18 protein-coding genes and 2 pseudogenes are annotated in these 18,768 nt (G+C 64.8%); 10 read left to right on the top strand and 10 right to left on the bottom strand.

Features of this window, described 5'->3' with window-relative positions:
* Window positions 1–42 precede the first annotated feature (42 nt).
* Window positions 43–1,011, bottom strand: coding sequence for a carbohydrate ABC transporter permease (locus tag C9424_RS05560; protein WP_116765896.1), 969 nt, complete (start codon window positions 1,009–1,011; stop codon window positions 43–45).
* A 26-nt stretch (window positions 1,012–1,037) separates the two neighbouring features.
* Window positions 1,038–2,384 carry an ABC transporter substrate-binding protein gene (locus C9424_RS05555; RefSeq protein WP_116765895.1) on the bottom strand — a complete coding sequence of 449 codons (1,347 nt, stop codon included), beginning with the start codon at window positions 2,382–2,384 and terminating at the stop codon, window positions 1,038–1,040.
* Between the two features lie 271 nt (window positions 2,385–2,655).
* On the opposite strand from C9424_RS05555, the gene C9424_RS05550 reads away from it, so the two are divergent.
* From C9424_RS05550 to C9424_RS05530, 6 genes and pseudogenes are all read left to right on the top strand, one after another.
* Complete coding sequence (locus tag C9424_RS05550; RefSeq protein WP_116765894.1) at window positions 2,656–3,579, top strand: AraC family transcriptional regulator; 924 nt, start codon at window positions 2,656–2,658, stop codon at window positions 3,577–3,579.
* A 3-nt stretch (window positions 3,580–3,582) separates the two neighbouring features.
* Window positions 3,583–3,729, top strand: a pseudogene (locus C9424_RS22200) (Lsr2 dimerization domain-containing protein); the annotation flags it as partial.
* A 201-nt stretch (window positions 3,730–3,930) separates the two neighbouring features.
* Window positions 3,931–4,818 carry a response regulator gene (locus tag C9424_RS05545; protein ID WP_237563306.1) on the top strand — a complete coding sequence of 296 codons (888 nt, stop codon included), beginning with the start codon at window positions 3,931–3,933 and terminating at the stop codon, window positions 4,816–4,818.
* A 363-nt stretch (window positions 4,819–5,181) separates the two neighbouring features.
* Window positions 5,182–6,558 (top strand): chloride channel protein, encoded by a 1,377-nt coding sequence (locus tag C9424_RS05540; RefSeq protein WP_116765892.1) that lies wholly within the window; start codon window positions 5,182–5,184, stop codon window positions 6,556–6,558.
* Window positions 6,555–7,256 carry a YrhK family protein gene (locus C9424_RS05535; RefSeq protein ID WP_116765891.1) on the top strand — a complete coding sequence of 234 codons (702 nt, stop codon included), beginning with the start codon at window positions 6,555–6,557 and terminating at the stop codon, window positions 7,254–7,256. The genes C9424_RS05540 and C9424_RS05535 overlap by 4 nt, the downstream gene beginning before the upstream one ends.
* A gap of 31 nt (window positions 7,257–7,287) precedes the next feature.
* On the top strand, window positions 7,288–8,667 hold the full coding sequence (locus C9424_RS05530; protein WP_116765890.1) for a glutamate decarboxylase: 1,380 nt from the start codon (window positions 7,288–7,290) through the stop codon (window positions 8,665–8,667).
* 297 nt (window positions 8,668–8,964) lie between these two features.
* Here C9424_RS05530 and C9424_RS05525 read toward each other — a convergent pair whose 3' ends face one another.
* The 4 genes from C9424_RS05525 to C9424_RS05510 all read right to left on the bottom strand — a co-directional run bounded on the left by C9424_RS05525 (window position 8,965) and on the right by C9424_RS05510 (window position 12,979).
* Window positions 8,965–9,549, bottom strand: coding sequence for an HhH-GPD-type base excision DNA repair protein (locus C9424_RS05525; protein ID WP_116765889.1), 585 nt, complete (start codon window positions 9,547–9,549; stop codon window positions 8,965–8,967).
* 114 nt (window positions 9,550–9,663) lie between these two features.
* Window positions 9,664–11,376, bottom strand: coding sequence for an ABC1 kinase family protein (locus tag C9424_RS05520; protein WP_116765888.1), 1,713 nt, complete (start codon window positions 11,374–11,376; stop codon window positions 9,664–9,666).
* A gap of 5 nt (window positions 11,377–11,381) precedes the next feature.
* Window positions 11,382–11,924 (bottom strand): PadR family transcriptional regulator, encoded by a 543-nt coding sequence (locus C9424_RS05515; RefSeq protein WP_116765887.1) that lies wholly within the window; start codon window positions 11,922–11,924, stop codon window positions 11,382–11,384.
* Window positions 11,925–12,193: 269 nt separating this feature from the next.
* A complete protein-coding gene (locus tag C9424_RS05510; RefSeq protein WP_116765886.1) occupies window positions 12,194–12,979 on the bottom strand; it encodes an isocitrate lyase/PEP mutase family protein in 786 nt (261 codons plus the stop codon).
* Between the two features lie 149 nt (window positions 12,980–13,128).
* Between C9424_RS05510 and C9424_RS05505 the strand changes: the two genes are divergently transcribed.
* A complete protein-coding gene (locus C9424_RS05505; protein ID WP_116765885.1) occupies window positions 13,129–13,593 on the top strand; it encodes a phage tail protein in 465 nt (154 codons plus the stop codon).
* A gap of 79 nt (window positions 13,594–13,672) precedes the next feature.
* Here C9424_RS05505 and C9424_RS05500 read toward each other — a convergent pair whose 3' ends face one another.
* The 4 genes from C9424_RS05500 to C9424_RS21395 all read right to left on the bottom strand — a co-directional run bounded on the left by C9424_RS05500 (window position 13,673) and on the right by C9424_RS21395 (window position 16,345).
* Window positions 13,673–14,365 (bottom strand): hypothetical protein, encoded by a 693-nt coding sequence (locus C9424_RS05500; RefSeq protein WP_116765884.1) that lies wholly within the window; start codon window positions 14,363–14,365, stop codon window positions 13,673–13,675.
* 240 nt (window positions 14,366–14,605) lie between these two features.
* On the bottom strand, window positions 14,606–15,247 hold the full coding sequence (locus tag C9424_RS05495) for an NADPH-dependent F420 reductase (protein WP_116765925.1): 642 nt from the start codon (window positions 15,245–15,247) through the stop codon (window positions 14,606–14,608).
* 210 nt (window positions 15,248–15,457) lie between these two features.
* Entirely contained in the window at window positions 15,458–16,048 is a 591-nt protein-coding gene (locus tag C9424_RS05490; RefSeq protein WP_116765883.1) for a TetR/AcrR family transcriptional regulator, read from the bottom strand.
* 135 nt (window positions 16,049–16,183) lie between these two features.
* Window positions 16,184–16,345 carry a hypothetical protein gene (locus tag C9424_RS21395; RefSeq protein WP_161958196.1) on the bottom strand — a complete coding sequence of 54 codons (162 nt, stop codon included), beginning with the start codon at window positions 16,343–16,345 and terminating at the stop codon, window positions 16,184–16,186.
* A 216-nt stretch (window positions 16,346–16,561) separates the two neighbouring features.
* Between C9424_RS21395 and C9424_RS05480 the strand changes: the two are divergent.
* The 3 genes and pseudogenes from C9424_RS05480 to C9424_RS05470 form a co-directional block, all read left to right on the top strand.
* Window positions 16,562–16,810: pseudogene (locus tag C9424_RS05480) on the top strand (3-oxoadipyl-CoA thiolase); the annotation flags it as partial.
* Window positions 16,811–17,059: 249 nt separating this feature from the next.
* Window positions 17,060–18,334, top strand: coding sequence for an MFS transporter (locus C9424_RS05475; protein ID WP_202615781.1), 1,275 nt, complete (start codon window positions 17,060–17,062; stop codon window positions 18,332–18,334).
* Window positions 18,335–18,429: 95 nt separating this feature from the next.
* Entirely contained in the window at window positions 18,430–18,732 is a 303-nt protein-coding gene (locus C9424_RS05470) for a hypothetical protein (RefSeq protein WP_116765882.1), read from the top strand.
* Window positions 18,733–18,768: the final 36 nt, after the last annotated feature.

Here is an 18,768-nt window from a genome sequence, read left to right as displayed (position 1 = left end):
GGGCGGGGACTGATGCCCGGGGTTCGGCCGGGGTGAGCGTTTTCATCGTGCTGCCTCTTTCTTGAAGAGCGAGAATACGGTGCGGAGTGCGAAGGTTGCCACGATGATGGTGCCGATGACCACCACGACGCCGGCGGCGGACGCCAGCCCGTATTCGTTGGCGTAGTAGAACGTCTCATAGATGGCGTAGGGCAGGTTGGCCGTGCCCAGGCCGCCGGAGGTGATGACGAACGTAGCGTCGAAATGCTGAACGATGTAGATGGCCCCGAGCAGTCCGCCGAGTTCCAGGTACTGCCGCAGGTGCGGCAGCGTGAGGTGGCGGAAGATGTCCCAGGGGCTTGCGCCGTCCATCTGGGCGGCTTCGACGGTGTCCATCGGACGGGACTGAAGGCCGGCGAGGAGGATGAGCATCATGAACGGAGTCCACTGCCAGACCAGCGAGACGATGATGGCCATTAGGGGCGCCTGGGACAACAGGTCCGGCTGGGGCGGGGCGTCGCTGCCAAAGAGCGACCAAATCCAGGTGAGGGCGCCGTTGATCAGGCCGTAGACGGGGTTGAGGATGGCATGCTTCCAGATGAGCGCCGCGGCAACCGGAACTATGAGGAACGGTGCGATCAGCAGGGTTCGGGCCAGGCCGCGGCCAATGAACTTCTTGTCCAGGAGCAGGGCCAGGCCAAGGCCGAGGACCAGGCTGGCCAGGACCACCGAGACGGTCTCGACGATGGTGGTGACGATCGCCTGCAGCATGTAGGGATCGGTGAGGACCTGGATGTAGTTCTCAATGCCGGCGAACCCGGTCTTGTTCGGGCTCAGGCTGTTCCAGTTCATGAACGAGATGATCAGGGTCACCACGAACGGGAGCTGGGTGACGATGATGAGGAAGATCAGTGCCGGCAGCAGCGGTGCACGCCGTGCCCAGGCCACGGCGCGTTCCCGCGCGCTGGCGTTCTTGGAAGGTGTGGCTGTGCTGCTCCCGTGCCGGGAGACGCGCGCCGTTGCGGTAGTCATGATGTTCTCCTGCGGTTCGGTTGTTGTTACTTGTACTTGTCGCCGACTTTTTGTGCGGCTTCCTGGCCCTTGGCCACGGCATCGGCCACGGAGCCCTGGCCGGCGATGGCAGAGCTGACACCTTGGGACACTCTGGTGCCTAAGGCGGCGAACTCGGGGATACCGACAAATTGGATGCCGACAGCCGGCCGCGGCTGGACGCCGGGGTTTTTCGGATCGGCGTTTTCAATGGCAAAGCGTTCGGCTTTGAAGAATGGCGCGGCCTGCTGGAAGTCGGCGTTCTCATAGGTGGAGATACGCTTGCCGGACGGGACCTTGGCCCAGCCGAGCTTGGCAGCGACCAGTTCCTCGTACTTCTTGGAACTGGCCCAGGCAATGAACTTCCCGGCAGCGTCCTGCTTCTTGGAAGCCGCCTGCATGGCCCAGGACCAGGTCCACAGCCAGCCCGAGGACTTAGTCTCCTTCACCGGGGCCTGGGCGTAGCCGATCCTCCCCTTCACAGGGGAGGCATCCGCTTCCAGTGCCCCGGCCGCCGAGGTGGCGTCGTACCACATCGCGGTCTTGCCCTGGCTCATGTTGTTCAGGCACTCGGTGAACCCGGCCTGGGCGGCCCCTGCTTCGCCGTGGTCGCGGACTAGCTTGGTGTAGAAATCGACCGCCGCGGTGAACTCGGGAGCGTTGACCTTTGCGTTCCAGTCCTTGTCGAACCAGGTCCCGCCGAACGTGTTCACCACGGTGGTCAGGGGTGCGAATACCTGGCCCCAGCCGGGCTCGCCGCGCAGGCAGATGCCCTTCATCCCCGGCGCTGCCCCGTCGACCTTGGCGGCGAGGGCTGCGACCTCGTCCCACGTCGGTTTCTCCGGCATCGTTAGGCCCTTGGCGTCGAAGATGTCTTTTCGGTACATCAGGAAGGAAGACTCACCGTAAAACGGTTCACCATAGAGCTTGCCGTCCTTGCCGGTCAGGGAGGCGGTGTAGGCCGGCAGGATGTCCGCCTGGTTGAACTCGGCATTCTTGGCCACGTTGTCCAGCGGTGCCAGCCAGCCGTTGGCCGAATAGAAGGGGATTTCGTAGTTGGACAGCGACGCAATGTCGTACTGGCCGGCCTGGCTCGAGAATTCCTGGCTGATTTTGGCTCGGACGTCGTTTTCCGGCAGGACGGTGTAGTTGACCCTGATTCCGGTTTCCTTGGTGAAGTTATCAGCGGTGAGCCGCTGCAGGTCCTCCATTTGGGGGTTGTTCACCATCAGGACATTGATGCTGTTGGGGTCACCGGCGGAATTGCCGCCACCGGCGCCTGCGCAGGCCGAGGCGCTGAGTGCCACGCACAGGGCGCCTGCCGCCAACGTGGCGACGCGTATTTTTGCGCGCATTAAGGACTCCTTTGTTCTTCAGGGGGTGCGATGCTGCCCATTCCGACTTCTGCGTCGGGGTGCGGGGCCGAAGACGGGCGACCGGCTCGAGGCCGGTTGCCGGGCTGCCGTTCCTCAAGATTAGGCCTGTGGGGTATGACGCAACTAGCGTCCTGGTTGCCAATTTCTGATACTAATTTTCGCCGCTCTTCTTCCAAGAAGCCGCTAACCTAGGGGAAGGCGCTTAGGTGCCGTCCAGATTTCATAACCACTCACCAAACGGAGAATTGCAATGACTGCCGCGGAGCCTCCCGACGGAGCAACTGCCAGGCTGGCCGAACGGCTGCTGGGAATGCACGCCAACCGGGAGGTTATCCCGCCCGACCCCAACCACTCGGTCCGGTGGCATGAGCACGACTACCCCAGCCCTGTGGCGCGCTGGAATTATCATCCCGAGTACGAGATCCACCTCATCCGCAAGGGCACCGGAAAATTCATCGTCGGAGACCACATCGGCACCTTCGAGGCCGGCCAGGTGTCTCTCGTGGGGTCGGGGCTGCCGCATGATTGGGTCAGCGACCTTGAGCCCGGCGAAGTCCTGGAGAAGCGGGACGCCGTCATCCAGTTTGACGGAAAATGGGTCGAGCAGACCGCTGCCCTGGTCCCAGAACTGGCCGAACTCAAACCCCTGCTGGAACAGTCCGCACGCGGCGTCGAGTTCCTGGGCCGCTCAGCCGCGTCGGCCGCAGCGTCCATCGAGGCGATCGGTGCGTCCACCGGCTTGGATCGGCTCCGCCACCTCTTGGAGCTATTTACAATTCTGGCGCGGGCGCCCCAGGAGGAACGGCGCTACCTTGCCGACGAATGGTTCAGGCCGCAGCTGGACGGCCAGGCCGCGGCCGTGGTGGACATGGTTCTCGAGTACGTATTCAGCAACCACGCCGGCAGCGTCAAGATGTCGGAGGCCGCAGCCATGGTGGGGATGCCGGAGCCGACATTCTCGAAGTACTTCAAACGTGCCACAGGCCAGAACTTCAGTGACCTGGTCCGGAAACTTCGACTGGCCCACGCACGGCGCCTGCTGGAGCGGAGCGAAAAAGCGATCTCCGAGATTTGTTACGAAGTCGGCTTCTCGAATCTGTCCAACTTCAACCGGCACTTTCTCAACGACGCAGGGGAAACTCCGCGGCAGTACCGGCAGCGAGTCCAAAGCTGACCACTGCGCGCCATTCCAAGCTGCGACTTAGCCGCCGGCGACATCAATGTCCGGCTGATCGATGATCTTTCTGGGGAGGATGCCGAGGAAGTCGTGCGATTCTCAACCCAGGGCGCCGACTACGGAATAGACCTGTCAGCCGGGAACGCGGCCGAACTGCGCTGTTGCCCGGAGGCTGTTAGGACTAAGCGGGTATTAGGTCTAGCGTGGGGAGAAAGAACCTGCGCGCATGAGTGCGCGCCGGCAGGGGGCCGGATGGGGATCCGGGTTCGTCTTCGCATCAGTGGGGCCGGCGTCAGGGATTCACTAACAACGCCTCTGGGGTCTCAAAGGCGAAAGAACGGAACAGCAATGATGGCTGACCCGGAAAACCACCCGCACAACAGCTTTGCCGGCCGAGGCGTGTATCTGCTGGACGACCACGAGGTCGTGAGGCGGGGCCTGCGTCAACTGATCGAGTCCGATGGCCTGAGCGTCGCCGGGGAATCAGGATCCGCCCGCGAAGCAGTCCGGCGGATCCCTGCCCTTCGCCCGGAGCTGGTCATTCTTGACGATGATCTTCCCGACGGTTCCGGTGCGGACGTGTGCCGGGCCATCACCGCGGCCGACCCGGGCATCCGCTGCGTGCTGATGACCGCGGACACCGACGAAGCCGTGCTGATCGAGTCCATTCTGGCGGGCGCTCGGGGGTGCCTGTCCAAGCAGGACGACAGCAGCGAACAACTCAGGCTCATCCGCCGGGCCCTGGCCGGGCACACCGCGTACAGCGCCCGGTTCCATCCGGCGCTCGTGGCCCCGTTCTCCCTGCTCGGTCCGCAAGGGCAGGACGAGAGACTCCAGAGACTCTCAAAGCGGGAGATGACTGCCGCCATCGGCCTGGCGAAAGGGCTGAGTAACCGCCAGATCAGCCAGGAGATGTTCCTGGCAGAAAAGACCGTGAAGAACATGGTCTCGACCATCCTGATGAAACTCGGCATGGCACGCAGGACCCAGGCCGCCGTGCTCGTCACCAGAGCCCTGGGCCACGTCGAAGACCCCGCCGACGGCGGCTACCGGTTCAGCCGGTTCCCGGATCTGGTCGCCGAAGTCACGGCCGCGCTGCTGAACTGCACCAGCGAGGCCCCCACCGTGCCGCCCACAGACGGCGTGCGGGCAGGGGATGCCCTCCGGCTTGCCGATGCCCTTGCCGCGACCGGGGCCGTACGGATGGTCATCCACCCTCAACCAAGCCGCACGTAGGAGCCAGGGGCGCGAACGGCGTTCCCGGGTCCGGGCAAGCAGGAAAACCGGCTCCCGGAGTATCCATTGGTGGATGACCCGTTCTCTTTCACCCGCGTTGGGTGACGACTGCCCCCACCGGAAGCGTTAGCGTGAAGAACACGTGATTGACCAGCCTCTATCGCTTGTGCGACCTCACTGAACGCTCCCGCCGTCGAGCGGAGGGCCAGCGGAAGGAGCAGGGATGCTCAACTGGTACCACGGGCGCACCGCACCCGTTCTCCAGGTCCTATCGGCGCCTCCGTTTGCTGGGGGCCGTCTTTCGGACGGACGATGGAGATTCGGGTTGACCCGAATCGTCACAGTCGCACCGGGTTGCCCGGAATGAGCGAGCCTGCGGCGTCGCCGCCCAGTATCGATCCGACCGTCGTGATTCGTTCCAGGCCATACATCGCTGCGCTCGTGCTGGCAGCGGTCTTGGGCGTTCCCATCTCGGTCATTGCCTACGGTTTTCTCGCTCTGGTCGCGGCGGTCCAGCGGTTCGTCTTCGTCGGGCTGCCGAGTCAAGTCCTCGGGGGTTCTGCTCCTGCGTGGTGGCCGGTTCCGTGGTTGGTGCTGTGTGGGCTGTTGACGGCGTTGACCATCCGGTATCTGCCCGGAACAGGGGGCCACTCACCCGCGTTCGGATTCAAGACAGGCGGCGGTCCGCCCAGCAGTCGGGAACTCGTGGGCATCGTTCTCGCGGCACTGACTACGCTCAGCCTGGGTGCCGTGCTCGGGCCCGAGGGGCCGCTGATCGCGATCGGTGGCGGCCTCGGGGCGTTGGCGGTGCACCTCGTGAAGAAGGACGCTCCGCCGATGGCCCTGACGATCATGGCGTCGGCTGGCAGCTTCGCAGCGATCAGTACCCTGCTCGGCTCGCCCGTGCTCGGTGCATTCCTGATCATGGAGGCTGCCGGGATCGGGGGAATGACGCTGAGTCTGGTGGCCCTGCCCGGGCTGATCGCATCTGGTGTGGGGGCGCTGGTGTTCGTCGGCTTGGACGGGTGGACCGGGTTGGGCAGCTTCTCGCTGGCGCTGCCCGCGGTGCCGCCTGCGGTGCCGCCGACGTTGGCGACGATGGGCTGGGCGGTGATCATGGGCGCGGCCGGCGCGCTGTTGGGATGGTTGATCCGCTGGGTCGCGTTGTCGCTTCGTCCGGTCGTGCATCTGAACCGGGTGTTGGTGACGTCTGCGCTGGGCTTGCTGGTCGGTCTTACCGCGATGGCGTACCAGCTGATCTCCGCGCACAGCTTCACGCAGGTGTTGTTCTCGGGGCAGGACGCACTTCCGGAGCTGGTCGCAGACGCCGCAGACTACCCGCTTGCTGTGCTGGTCCTGCTGATCTCCTGTAAGACCCTGGTCTATGGGCTCTCGCTGAGCGCATTTCGTGGTGGGCCGGTGTTCCCGTCGATGTTCATCGGTGCGGCGCTCGGTATTGCTGCGAATGGGTTGCCCGGAATGAATCTCGCGGCAGCGATCGGCATGGGCATAGGAGCCATGTGCGCAGCTATGCTGCGACTGCCGTTGACGTCGACGCTGCTGGCCACGCTGCTGCTGGGAGTGGACGGTGTGGCCGTAACACCCCAGGTGGTGGTGGCTGTGGCGGTGTCCTTCGTGATCATCAATGTGCTCCCGGTCCCGGTCCCGGGCCCCAGGGCGCCCGCGGCGCCTGACGATCCAGGCAGCGTCCAAGATCGGGCTCCTGAGGGCCGGCCATGACTGAGATCTCGAGCGCGCGCCGTTCGACCATACGGGACCGGTGGATCGCATGGTTATTCATCATTGGCTCGAGTCTGTTCGCTTTGGGAGCGGTGCCGTCATACTCCGAGGCCGTGGGATTGCGCTGGTGTGCCGCCACATTCTTCGTCGGTTCGCTGTTCTTCACCTCTGCGGCATTCCTGCAGTACCGCGAAGCCGCTGACGCGCTTCCGGCCGTGCGTGCCACTGCGCGCCACTCGCCTTGGGTCTGGGCGCCGCGGAATCTCGTCTGGCTCGCTGCCGCGGTTCAACTTGCCGGCACACTGTGGTTCAACTGGAGTACGGGAAACGCAGTGCGGGACAATCTCAGCGCGGCGCTGGCCGAGCAGCGGGTGTGGCGACCCGACGCTCTGGGATCAGTCGCCTTCCTCGTTGCAAGCGGTGTGGCATTGCTGGATGCCGGTCGCGGCGTCGTTGCCGGCCGGCCCAGGCCCCGGACATGGAAGATCGCCGTCATCAACGTGGCCGGTTCGGTTGCGTTCGGCATCTCGGCGGTCGCGGCCTTCGTCATACCGTCGAGCGGCGACGTCTGGAACGCCGAACTGTCCAATCTCGGCACACTCGTGGGAGCCCTGTGCTTCCTCACCGGTGCGATTCTCATGCTGGGTCCGGAATCCACCGACGTCGCGGTTCAAACGGACCGGGGAACTCATCCGTAGCCCCCTTTCAACAGTTTCTGAAGGAGAAGTGATGTCAGTAAATTCCCAGCCGGCGGATGCCGACGTGGCGCTGTTCGGCAACCGATTTATCACCCAGGAGGTTCCGAGCCGGGAGTTCCCGGAGACCGGCATTCCTGCTCAGGACGCTTTGCGGTTGGTGTCGGAGGACTTGGCGCTGGAGGGTGATCCCGCCCGGAATCTGGCGACCTTCGTGACGACATGGATGGAGCCACAGGCCCAGGAGATCATTGCAGCGAACCTGCACCGCAATTTCATCGACCACGCCGAGTACCCCCGCACGGCCGAGATCGAGCAACGCTGTATCCGGATGCTCGCAGACCTCTTCCACGCACCCGGCGAGACGACGGGAGCCCGAACCCAGGGATCGTCCGAGGCGATCATGCTCGGCGGTCTGTCCCTGAAGTGGAACTGGCGCAAGCGCCGCGAGGCCGCCGGCGCGTCGACGTCGAGCCCGAACCTGGTGTTCGGCGGCGACGTGCACGTCGTGTGGGAGAAGTTCTGCCGCTACTTCGACGTTGAGCCGCGGATCGTGCCACTGCAGCCGGGGAAATACACGATCGGCCCCGACGATGTGCAGGCCCATGTCGATGAGAACACCATCGGCGTCGCAGCCGTGCTGGGGACGACGTTCACCGGTCACAAAGACGACATCGTCGGCATCAACGACCTGCTGGTGCAGATCAAGAATGAGCGCGGCCTTGATGTGCCGTTGCACGTGGACGCGGCCAGCGGGGGGTTCGTCTGGCCCTTCCTCTACCCCGACTCGGAGTGGGACTTCCGGCTCGAGCAGGTCCGCTCGATCAATGTCTCCGGGCACAAGTTCGGCCTGGTCTATCCCGGCATCGGCTGGCTGATCTTCCGGGAGAAAGCGGACCTCGCCAAGGATCTCGTCTTCGAGGAGAACTACCTCGGCAAGACCGACTCGACCTTCACCTTGAACTTCTCCACCGGCTCGTCGATGGTTCTCGCCCAGTACTACAACTTCGTGCGCTATGGCCGCGCCGGTTACACGTACATCATGCAGAACATGCAGACTAACGCCCGCGTCCTAGCTGAGAAGCTGGACGCCATGGGCCGCTTCGAGATCATCGGCGCCGCCGAGGAGCAACTTCCCCTGGTGGCGTTCCGGCTCGCCTCCGACCCCGGGTACGACGAGTTCGACATTGCCTGGCAACTCTCGGCCGAGCGCGGCTGGATGGTGCCGGCCTACACACTGCCGCCGAACGCCCAAGACGTGACGATCATGCGCGCCCTGGTCAAGGAAACGTTGAGCCGCGAGCACGTCGACACGCTCGCCCGCGACATCGAAGAGGCGTGCTCCACGCTGGCGAAGAAGGGCGGCGCGCACGAATCCGAACGAAACAAGATCATCATCGGACCCGGTCATTAACCCAAGGCAACGGTGACACCCCGGGCCTGACCGGCGGGGAGAGGTCCTCAGCGGCGTTACTTTGGCTTCCACCTTCATGCGGCACGGCCTGATCGACGAAGTCCCTCTTGGCTGCGGCGCGGTGTTGCCGGACGTATGAGGAAGCCTCCGCGCGAATCCAGGACTCAAGCGCGGAGGCTCCCGGCTCTCCAAGCTGGGGGGAACTGGAGAGCCGGTCTGAGTCTACTAGCACGCCTGACGTCCCGGCCGATCGCGTGCGGGCGGCGCGACCTTCGGGTCAGCGGAGGCGGAGGCTGATCAGCGCTCGGATGCCTTCCCGGCTTTAATAGCGGCCTTGGCAGCCTGCTTGCTGGCGCGCACTCTTATCAGCGACTCGGGGTCCACGATGTCTGCGACAGAAAGATATGCGCTCTCCTGGCCATAGGGGTCCGCAGCCTCACGCCAGCCTTGTGCCTGGAGTCCGCACTGCTTGCCGAGTAGTGCGAGGAAGATCTTTGCCTTTTGCTCTCCGAAGCCGGGCAATCCCTTCAACCTGCGAAGCACTTCCTGGCCATCAGGGCTGTCCTGGTTCCAGATGGCAGTTGCGTCCCCATTCCAATCGTGCTGCACGGTCGCGGCGAGGTCCTGAACGCGGCTGGCCATGGAGCTAGGGAAGCGGTGGATGGACGGACGCTCCTTGAAGATCTCAACGAAGCCTGCGGGGTCATATTCGGCGATTGCGGCCGGGGCCATGGACCCGATGCGCGTCCGGATCTTTTCGGGTCCGGCAAACGCAGACTCCATGGTCACCTGCTGGTCAAGCAGCATGCCGATGAGGAGTGCGAACGGGTCATTGCTGAGCAGCTGGTCGGCGGCGGGGTCGCCAGTGATGTGCAGTTCCATGCGCCCATCCTCCCACCTGCTCCGAGCTGCGTCATGGCACCTACAGGGATTGATGAGGACCGGGAACCGCCGGTGGCTGACGACGAATTGCCCGGTCCCGGCTCGCCACTTCACTCAGAGGCCGCGGCGCCCTAGCCACAGCCCGTGCAGCAGCGGAACCACTGACACGATCATTAGCACGCTGCCGAGCACCGTGTCGTCCGCCCGGACCACGGAACCTGCGATAAGCAGGGCGCCGAATACCAGCGCCGATGCCGCTCGCTGCGCCGTGCGGTCCAGCCGTGCCATCTGCCGTTCAAGACGCGGATTAGCCACGGATAGTGCACCGTCCTCAATGCGGCTGACAAGCCCATCCAGGCGTTTCGGCAGACGCAGCGCGACCCCGGCGGCCTCGAGCGCCTGCTGAGCCACGTCCTGCACGATATTGCCACGCTCGTCGCGCAGCAACTGCGCCGCATAGGGTTCGACCGCGTCCCACAGATTGAACCGGGCGTCCAGCGAGCTGCACACACCCGAGGTCAGTGACATCGCCCGGATGATGAGCAGGAAATTCTCCGGCAACTGGAACGGCAGCGAGCGAACCAGGTCGCCGAACTCCACCGCAAAATCAAGGAACTCCCGCTGGTCCACCTCGCGAAGTTCGGCGAAGCCCATCCCACCAAACCGGGCGAACAGGTGCGTCATCGCCCGCTCAAGCTCGGCTTTGTCGGCCGATGGCACCAGCACACCCACGTCGCTGATCGCGCTCACCAGGCCCTTGCCGTCACGCGAGGCGGCCGCGATCAGAAGTTTCCGCAGGCCGCTGCGAGTGCTGGGTGGAACCTCGCCCATCATGCCGAAGTCGATGAACGTCAGCTTCCATGGGCGCCCTGCGGATGAACCGGTAACCGGAGTGACAAAGATGTTTCCGGGGTGCGGATCTGCATGGAAGAAGCCGTTGGTGAACATCTGGTCGAACATGACCGACGCGAAGACCGGGGCAACCTGCGCCGGATCGATGCCCGCCGCCAGAAGCGCCTCCGAGTCCGTGATCTTGATCGCCGTGACATCTTCGAGGATGAGCACGCGGCGGGTGCTCCACTCCCATGCCACGTCGGGTACATCCACCCGGTCGTCGTCGGCGAAATCAGCCGCGAAGCGCTCTGCATTCGCTGCCTCATGCAGGTAGTCGATCTCCTCAAGACTGGTTTGCGCAAACTCCTCGACCAGGGCGGCCATGTCCGCCCGATCGGACACCAGTCGCACGTGGCTGAGCCAGCCGCCCACTTTGCGCAGTGCGGCCAGGTCGACGTCGACAATCGCGTCGATGCCCGGGCGCTGCACCTTCAACACCACCCTGTCGAGCCCCGCGTCGGCGGCATTGGCGGGAAGGAGCCGTGCCAGGTGCGCCTGCCCGAGCGATGCGGCGGCGATTGGGGTCTCCTCGACCGAGGCGAAAACCTGGTTCAGGGCCACACCCAGCTCGGCCTCGGCAAGTGCACGGATTGCGGGGAACGGAACAGGGGGCACCTCGTCCTGCAGTCCCTCAAGCTCCTTGGTGATCTCGGGCGGAAGTACGTCGAGCCTGGACGACAGGAACTGACCGACCTTGATCATCAGGCCGCCCAGATTTACCGCGAGCACGTGGAAGTGCTGCGCGAAACTCCGCATCCGCTTTGCCCGGGTGCGTTCGGCAACTCTGCCTAGCCCGATGCGGGGGAGGAACAGCTCAAACCACCAGGTCAGGGCGAGATGCCACGCTGCGAAGCGCAGGATGCGACGGTAACGGGCACGGGTGTCTCCGGCGCCGGGGACCGGATCTGCTCGTTCCCGACGAACCGACGTCACCCCCGTCAGTCCTGGGCGAGGATCGAATACAGGCGACGACGTGCCTCGTGCAGCACCGCCACGGCCTGCTGCACCTGCTCCGGCGAGCCGGTGCGACCCACCTGGGACGCGGCCTGGGCGAGCTCGACGCCGGCCTTCGGCAGTGCCGCGAATCCGGTGCCGGATGCCGGGCCCGTTGACTCCCATGGTGCTGACGCATCGGCATGGGCTACATCCTCCCGGCCTGCTTCCGTCAACGAGTAAATCTTGCGACCGTTGGACTCTTCGGCACGGATCAACCCCTCATCGGCCAGCAGTTGCAGCGTGGGGTAGACGGAGCCGGCGCTCGGCTTCCAGCTGCCATTGCTCCGCTCCTCAATTTCGCGGATGATCTGATAGCCGTGCATCGGCCGCTCCGCGAGCAGGGCCAGCACCGCGGACCGCACCTCGCCTCGCCCCGCGCGGGTGCCCGCGCGCTTCTCAAATCTTGAACGCAGCTCTTCTACGGCCTGCCACATGCCGTCGATGTTGGGACCGCCAAAGCCGCCAGCCGAGTATGAATTACGCATGCTGCTCTCCTTAATGAATCCCGAACGATACTCAACGATACATTCCGATATACGCGATAACCAGCAGTGCGAGAAGCCGGATTGCCCCAACATCGAGCGCGGTAGTTGGACGGCGCCTGTGCCGAAGCTCGACCCTGGCCGCGGTGGCACTACGGGCGTGTGCAAAATGTGCCTACCCTGGCCGTCGGACGTTCTACGCCGGTCCGTGATGACCTCCGGTGCGGGTTCGGGCTGCGGCGAGGTGGGTGGCCGGTGCCCGGTGACGGCGGTCAGCCCGTGAGGCGCTGGCTGAAGGACACGAGACGCGATTGCATCTCCCAGTACGGAGTGGCGGCAGGCGCCTGCTTGCCGTCGCGCAGGGCGCTGACTACGTTCACCGCCGCGTCAACTGCCGCGCGGTACGGGAGGGAGCCGGAACTCACCCGCCGAACCCCCAGATCACCCAGCTCGGCAACAGTCAGCGAGGGATGGGCCAGCACGTTGACCGGCAGCCCGATGCCGGCGGTGACGATCTGGATGTCCTCCGGCACCGCAAGTCCGGGGACAAAGATCCCGTCCGCCCCGGCGTCGGCGTAGACACCCGCCCGGAGCAGGACGGCATCCACAGTGGCCTGTTCGCCGAACCATATGTTGTCCACCCGCGCGTTGACGAACACAGCCGGACTGCGCCGCTTGACGGCGGCAACCTTGTTGGCAAAGGCTGCTGGATCGACCAGATGCCCGGCAGTGCTGTCCTCCAGGTTGACCCCGGCCACGCCAAGGGTAGCCAGTTGGGCCACAAGTTCCGCAACCTCGGCGGGGTCATCGGAGTAGCCGTCCTCGATGTCCGCCGTGACGTGTACAGGCAGGCGGCACAGCTGCGCCACCAGTGCGGTGGTTACCGCTTTGCTGGACCGGCCTCCGTCCGGCAGGCCGGCACTTGCCGCAATGCCAAAACTGGTGGTGCCGACGGCGGGGAATCCCGCTGTCGCAAATGCCAGGGCTGATCCGACGTCCCACGCATTGGGCAGCAGGAGCGGCGCCGTCGTGTGGTGGAGTTCCCGAAAAGTGGCCATTTTCATTCCCATCCCCTGCCAACCGAATAGGTGAATCCCTGCTCAGTGTACAAATGCGGCCGGGCGCCGCAAGGGATCGACGTTTCGGACGCCCGCGCAGGACGTCGTCACGTTATGGTTGGTCCCAACACATCTGACCAGGAGGCTGAATGCCGTACATCGTTGACTTTGAGAACGTTTCCACTGTCGGCCTGGAATCGTCTCCCGTTGCCGAGGCGCTCGCCGGGTTGCGCGGCAACGAGGGCCGCTACTACCGGAACAAGTACGATCACGTCTTCACTGTTAGCCCTGCGAGCGAGCTTCCGGAGGTGGTCGAACGGGTGAGCCGCATCCTCAAGGAGGAGCGCGACATCGTCATCGGCTCACGCCCGCTCGAAGCGGCCGCCTTCGAAGTGGACGGTTTGCGGATGGCTTACGTGTTCTACGAGTCGGGGCTGTCCATCAACGTCATGTACAGCATCGAGGACGGCGGGAAGCGAGCGGTCGGATTCAAGCTTGCCGAAGGCATGGAGATTCCGGAGGAACTGGCGACACGCTTCAAGTTCGCTCGCCAGAAGTCGAAGCTGGCAGGCGTTATCCGCGGCTCGTTCTTCGTGATCAAGGGCGAGTACTGACCGGTTGACGTTGCGCGCCCGGTGGGGCTTCGGCCGGAATCGCCCTGCTCGTTCGCGGTGCCAGGGATGACGGTCAGGGTCACTCAAGGCTAATGAGTTTGGCCGTACTCAAAGTGATCCATTCCTTTAGGGAGATGCTCTGGTGGCTGTCCCAGCGGGGGTAGGTGATCCAGACCTTGCCTTTGCGGTCAAAGTCGACATTCACCAGGTTGTCGAGCGCGGTCCGGGGCCAGCGCGCTACGGCACGGTTGCCGGTGAACTCGACGAGGCGCTGCGGAGCGGTTATCCAGGCCGGCTCTTTGCCCGGTTTGCGGGCAGGCAGGGAGATCACGCGGCCGGACTCCGGGACCAGAGCTTTGGGGTTGACCAGTTTCTTGGTGGCGCTGCCGCCTTCGAACGTGCTCAGGACGGTGTCCGAGGTGAGGAATTCGTCGCCGCCGAAGGTTGTCGACCGGCGGTAGAAGCAGATGCGGCCGTCGACGCTGAGGAAGGCAGTGCCGTCGTCTTCGTTTTCAAGGGGCCAGCCGAGGGACAGGGCGACGAAATGCCACGTGGTCCAGTCGGTGCCGCTCGTGACGGCGGCGAGGCTGGTCGGCACGGAGCGCTTCAGTAGTCGCTTGCTGGCCCGTCCCAGGATGCGTTCCATACGGTCCGCGGCGGTGCGGCGTGCCGACTCATAGATCCCGGGGACGGTCTCATTGGCGGAGCCTCCGGCGACGAGAGCGTGGGCTATCTCCGCTTTCGGTCTACGCCCCGCATGTTCGAACGACATCACAGCTCTCCACTGTTGGTGCTTCGCCCTCCGGTCACCTCGCGGGGCGAAGGCTTCCGCATCAGCTTATGTCGCGCCCGAGGGCCTGAAGCGGGCGGACGCCCAATGTTCATCGAACGATCACCGAGCCCGCTCAGTGCCGGGCGCAGCCGTCATCACGTCATACGCAAGAGGACGACGGCGGGAAGCTGCCCGCCGTCGTCCTCTTGCTTTTGGTTTTTGACGTCTATCGCTGTCCGGTTACTTGGTGACTTGAAGTCCGGTGTCCCAGTTGAAGTCGGCGAAGTCCGGGTTGGCCTGCATGGTCATGAGGACGAACTGGAAGCCTTCGAGTTCGCGGGAGCGCTTGAGGGGACCGACGACCAGGGGGCGCATGCCGCCGGCGCTGACGAAGCTGCTGACCGCTGCGTTGGAGTCCGCATTGTCGCCGGCGATGAAGACGTCCAGCGGCTGTCCGCCGGATTCGCCGGCGACGAGGGTGCCGGCGAAGGTGGTGTTGAACGCCTTGACGACGTGGGCGCCGGCGGGGGCAAGTTGTGCGATTTCTTCGGCGGCGGAGGTGCCGGGTTCAACGACCAGGGAATCGAAGGTCTGGAAGTTCACCGGGTTGGTGATGTCCACGATGGTCTTGCCGGCCAGGGCCTCGCCATAGGCGCTGACCACGGACTTGGCGGCGTCGAACGGGACAGCCAGGACCACGATGCCGCCCTGCGGGGCCTCGGCGGTGGTCCCGAAGGTCACCCCGGTGCCAAGCTCGGCGGCCAGTTCCTTGGCCTTGGTGGCATCCTGTCCCAGGATTTCGACGGTCAGGCCCCCAGCGAAGGCACGGGTTGCGATGCCACGGGCCATGTTGCCGTTGCCGATGATGGTGAGGTTCGTCATGGGAGTCTTCTTTCCGAATATGCGGGCCAGGAGGGTCTTCATCAGGTTCTGTTCTCTTGGAGGAGTGCTCATTGAAGCTACAACAAAATGTACGCCACGAAAGTTGAAGCGTCAAGTAATTTTGGAATGAGAATCTGTTCCGATGGACTGCCATGCCGCAGAATGTCGGCATGAAGCGCCGCCGGCCGCCGAAGGGCGGGCGCGTTGCGGCTATGTGCGCCTAGGTGCCGCGCCAAGGGCGTCGTGAGCGAGCAGTTCGCTGGTTCGCACAACGGAGGCGCGCCTGCGTTCCTCGTCCGGCGTTCCGGTGATCACGAGGGCGACGTTGGGGCTCGAGACCCAGGCGTGGCATAGCGTGACGATTGTCAGGAGCAGGTCTTCCGCCGCCGCCTCGCTCAATGCCGGAAGGGCATGTCGGAGCTCGGACACCTTGTTGGTTGAGCGGAGGGTGCGGGCCTCGGCCCCTACGGGATGCCCCTGCTCAAGGCCCTCCCAGAAGGTGAGCCGGGCGAGGCCGGGGTGGCTCCTGGAAAAATCAAAGTACCGTCCCGCGAAATCGGCAACAGCCCCGGGCCCGGAGCCGACGATCGGAAGATCGTCCAGTGCGGTGGCAAGCTGACGGGTGAGTGCCGCTTCAAAGAGCTGGGCCTTGCCGCCAAAGTAGAAGTAGATCCGCTCGCGGTTGCACCCCGAGTTCCGCGAAATCTGATGGATGCGCGCACCGGAGAACCCCCGATCTGAAAACTCGGAGATTGCGGCATTGAGGATTTTCTTCTGCGTCGCGTCAGTGTCCCAGGCCATGGGAAAATCCTAACTCCAACCGTTCGTTTGCTTTTGCGTAGTGCCGCTCCGTAGCATCAATTCCAACCCGACGTTTGGAGACTGAGTGGAACACGAGGGCAAAGCACTCGCGGCTGACGAAGCGGACGCGCATCATCACCGACCCGTCGGCGTGGCATCCGTCCATGTAAGGGCGGTCATCACCTGGGTGGCCATCTTTCCGCTGGCCGCGCTGGGGATGAGCGTGTTGGCCGGCGTGGCGCCGGACTGGCCTCCGGTTCTGCGCGCTTTTACGCTCACGCTTGTGGTGGTTCCCATTGCCGTCTACTTCGCCGTGCCCCGCCTTTTGATCCTCCATGCGCGGCTGAGCCGGTCGGCGACGGGAAGTCGGGCGCGCCGGAGTGCCAGACGCGCGACGCGGGGTCGCTGAGGCTACTCGGGGTGACTTCCCGGTCGGGCCGCGAAAGCGGGAAGCAGGGTGGTGACGAGCCGCTTTCCCAAACCCTTGTCCATGGGGGAGCCGCTTAGGAAGAATCGGCGTCCCCGCTCTCGGATGGCGCCTCCACGGCGTGGCTCGGATCCGAGAGGGCCGCCGGGTGGCTGGGGACGGATCCGCTGGCCCGCATCGCCGGGCGCGGCGCGCACGCGAACGATCCGCAGTACTTCGGCTACGCCCCGGTCGAAGCCGCGAACAAGGCCCTCGCGAAGGCCGGGATCGGCTGGGACCAGGTCGGCGCCGTGGAACTGAACGAGGCGTTCGCCGCGCAGTCCCTGGCCTGCATCGGCGTCGGCCTGGGCCTGGCCGTCGTCCTCGACAACGTCACCCCCGCCGTACCGGCATGACCCGCCGGCATAACCCGCCAGCATAAGGAGAACACAGCCGGCCGGCGGTGCGGTTCTCCGGGATGAGGCTGTCCGGCGCCGGTTGCGCCGCCAGGTGCATGTGGCGTGACGGGCCATCTGGCGCGCACCGGCGCGGGGGACGAGAATGGCCTCGTGCTTCCCGTTCGCCCTGGCGGGGGCGGCGACGGGATGACCGCCGCCGCCCGAAAGATCCAGCGCATCTTTCTCACGTTGACGCTGGGCAATACCCTTGCGGCCTCGTTCATTTGGGGGATCAACACCCTCTTCCTGTTGGATGCCGGGCTCAGCAATTTCGAGGCGTTTGCCGCGAACGCCTATTTCACGGCCGGCATGGTGCTGTTCGAGGTGCCCACCGGGGTGGTTGCCGACGGCTGGGGGCGCCGCGTGTCGTTTCTGCTGGGCACCGTGACCCTGGCCGGATCCACGTACCTTTACTACCTGCTGTGGCAGTTGTCCGCCCCGTTCTGGTCGTGGGCAGTCGTGTCGGTCCTGCTCGGCCTGGGCTTCACCTTCTTCTCCGGTGCGGTCGAGGCCTGGCTCGTCGACGCCTTGCGCTACTCCGGGTATGAAGGCGGGATGGAGGCGGTGCTCGGGCGGGGGCAGATGGTCTCCGGCGTCGCGATGCTCGTCGGCTCGGTGGCCGGCGGTGTGATCGCCCAGGCCACTAATCTGGGAGTACCGTTTCTGCTTCGCGTCGGCGTGCTGTTGGCCATGTTCGTCGTCGCCTTTGGGCTCATGCGCGACGTCGGATTCACTCCCGAGCGCTCCACCCATCCGGTCCGTGCGACCCGGGCCGTGCTGTCCGCATCAATCGAGAACGGCTTGAAGAATCCGCCCGTACGGTACGTGATGCTGGCTGCGCCCTTCACCGCCGGCGTCGGGATCTACGTGTTTTACGCCCTGCAACCGTACCTGCTGGAGCTGTTCGGGGATCCTCATGCGTATTCGGTGGCGGGCCTGGCGGCGGCCATGGTGGCCGGAGCGCAGGTCCTCGGCGGCTGGATGGCGCCCAGAGTCCGGCGCCTGGTGGGCAAGCGCACGACGGTGTTGATTCTGAGCGGAATCCTGGACGCCATGATCCTGGCCGCGCTGGGGTTCACCCGCGTGTTCTGGGCCGCTTTGGTGCTCCTGGCGCTGTGGGCCCTGATTTCCTCGGCCGGCATTCCGGTGCGGCAGGCGTACCTCAACGACATGATCGCCTCGAAACAACGCGCAACAGTGCTTAGCTTCGACTCGCTCATGGGCTCCAGCGGTGGCGTGGTGGTGCAGCCCCTGCTCGGCCGGGCAGCTGACGTGTACGGCTACCCGGCCTCGCTCGCGATCGGAGGCGCGATTGAGTTGATCGCTGTGCCCTTCCTGCTGGCGAGCCGTCGGCAGCATCACGACGCCGATGCGGCCAATGCCCCGACCCGCAGGCCGACCGCAGGACCGCAGCCGGCGTAGCACCCATCCTCAAATCACTTCCACCGGAAGCCTTACCTGGCGGGGCCTTCCGGGCCTACAGTTGGGCGTGTAGCGCCGTCGACAGGAGAGCCCGCGTGATTACTCTGCAGATCGAACACCAGGTCCGGGACTTCGACATGTGGAGGAGGGCTTTTGACAGTGATCCGCTGGACCGCTTCGCGTCCGGGGTGCGGTCGTACCGGATATCGCGTCCGCTCGGCCAGCAGGACTACGTGATGCTGCAGATGGATTTCGACACGCAGGAGGCCGCCGTCGAATTCCTGGCCCGGCTGCAGAACGACACGTGGAAAACAGGTGTGACGGCACCGGCGCTGGTCGGCGAGCCATCGACCAGAATCATTGAAACGGTCTCGATCGAGAACGTGGTGGCCCGCTGAGCCTGGAAGCTCAGCCGTTGGCCCTTCAATCGCCGG

The organism is Arthrobacter sp. H-02-3 (assembly GCF_003097355.1).
Taxonomy (GTDB): Bacteria; Actinomycetota; Actinomycetes; order Actinomycetales; family Micrococcaceae; genus Arthrobacter; species Arthrobacter humicola.
This window is presented reverse-complemented; position numbering and strand designations above follow the sequence as displayed.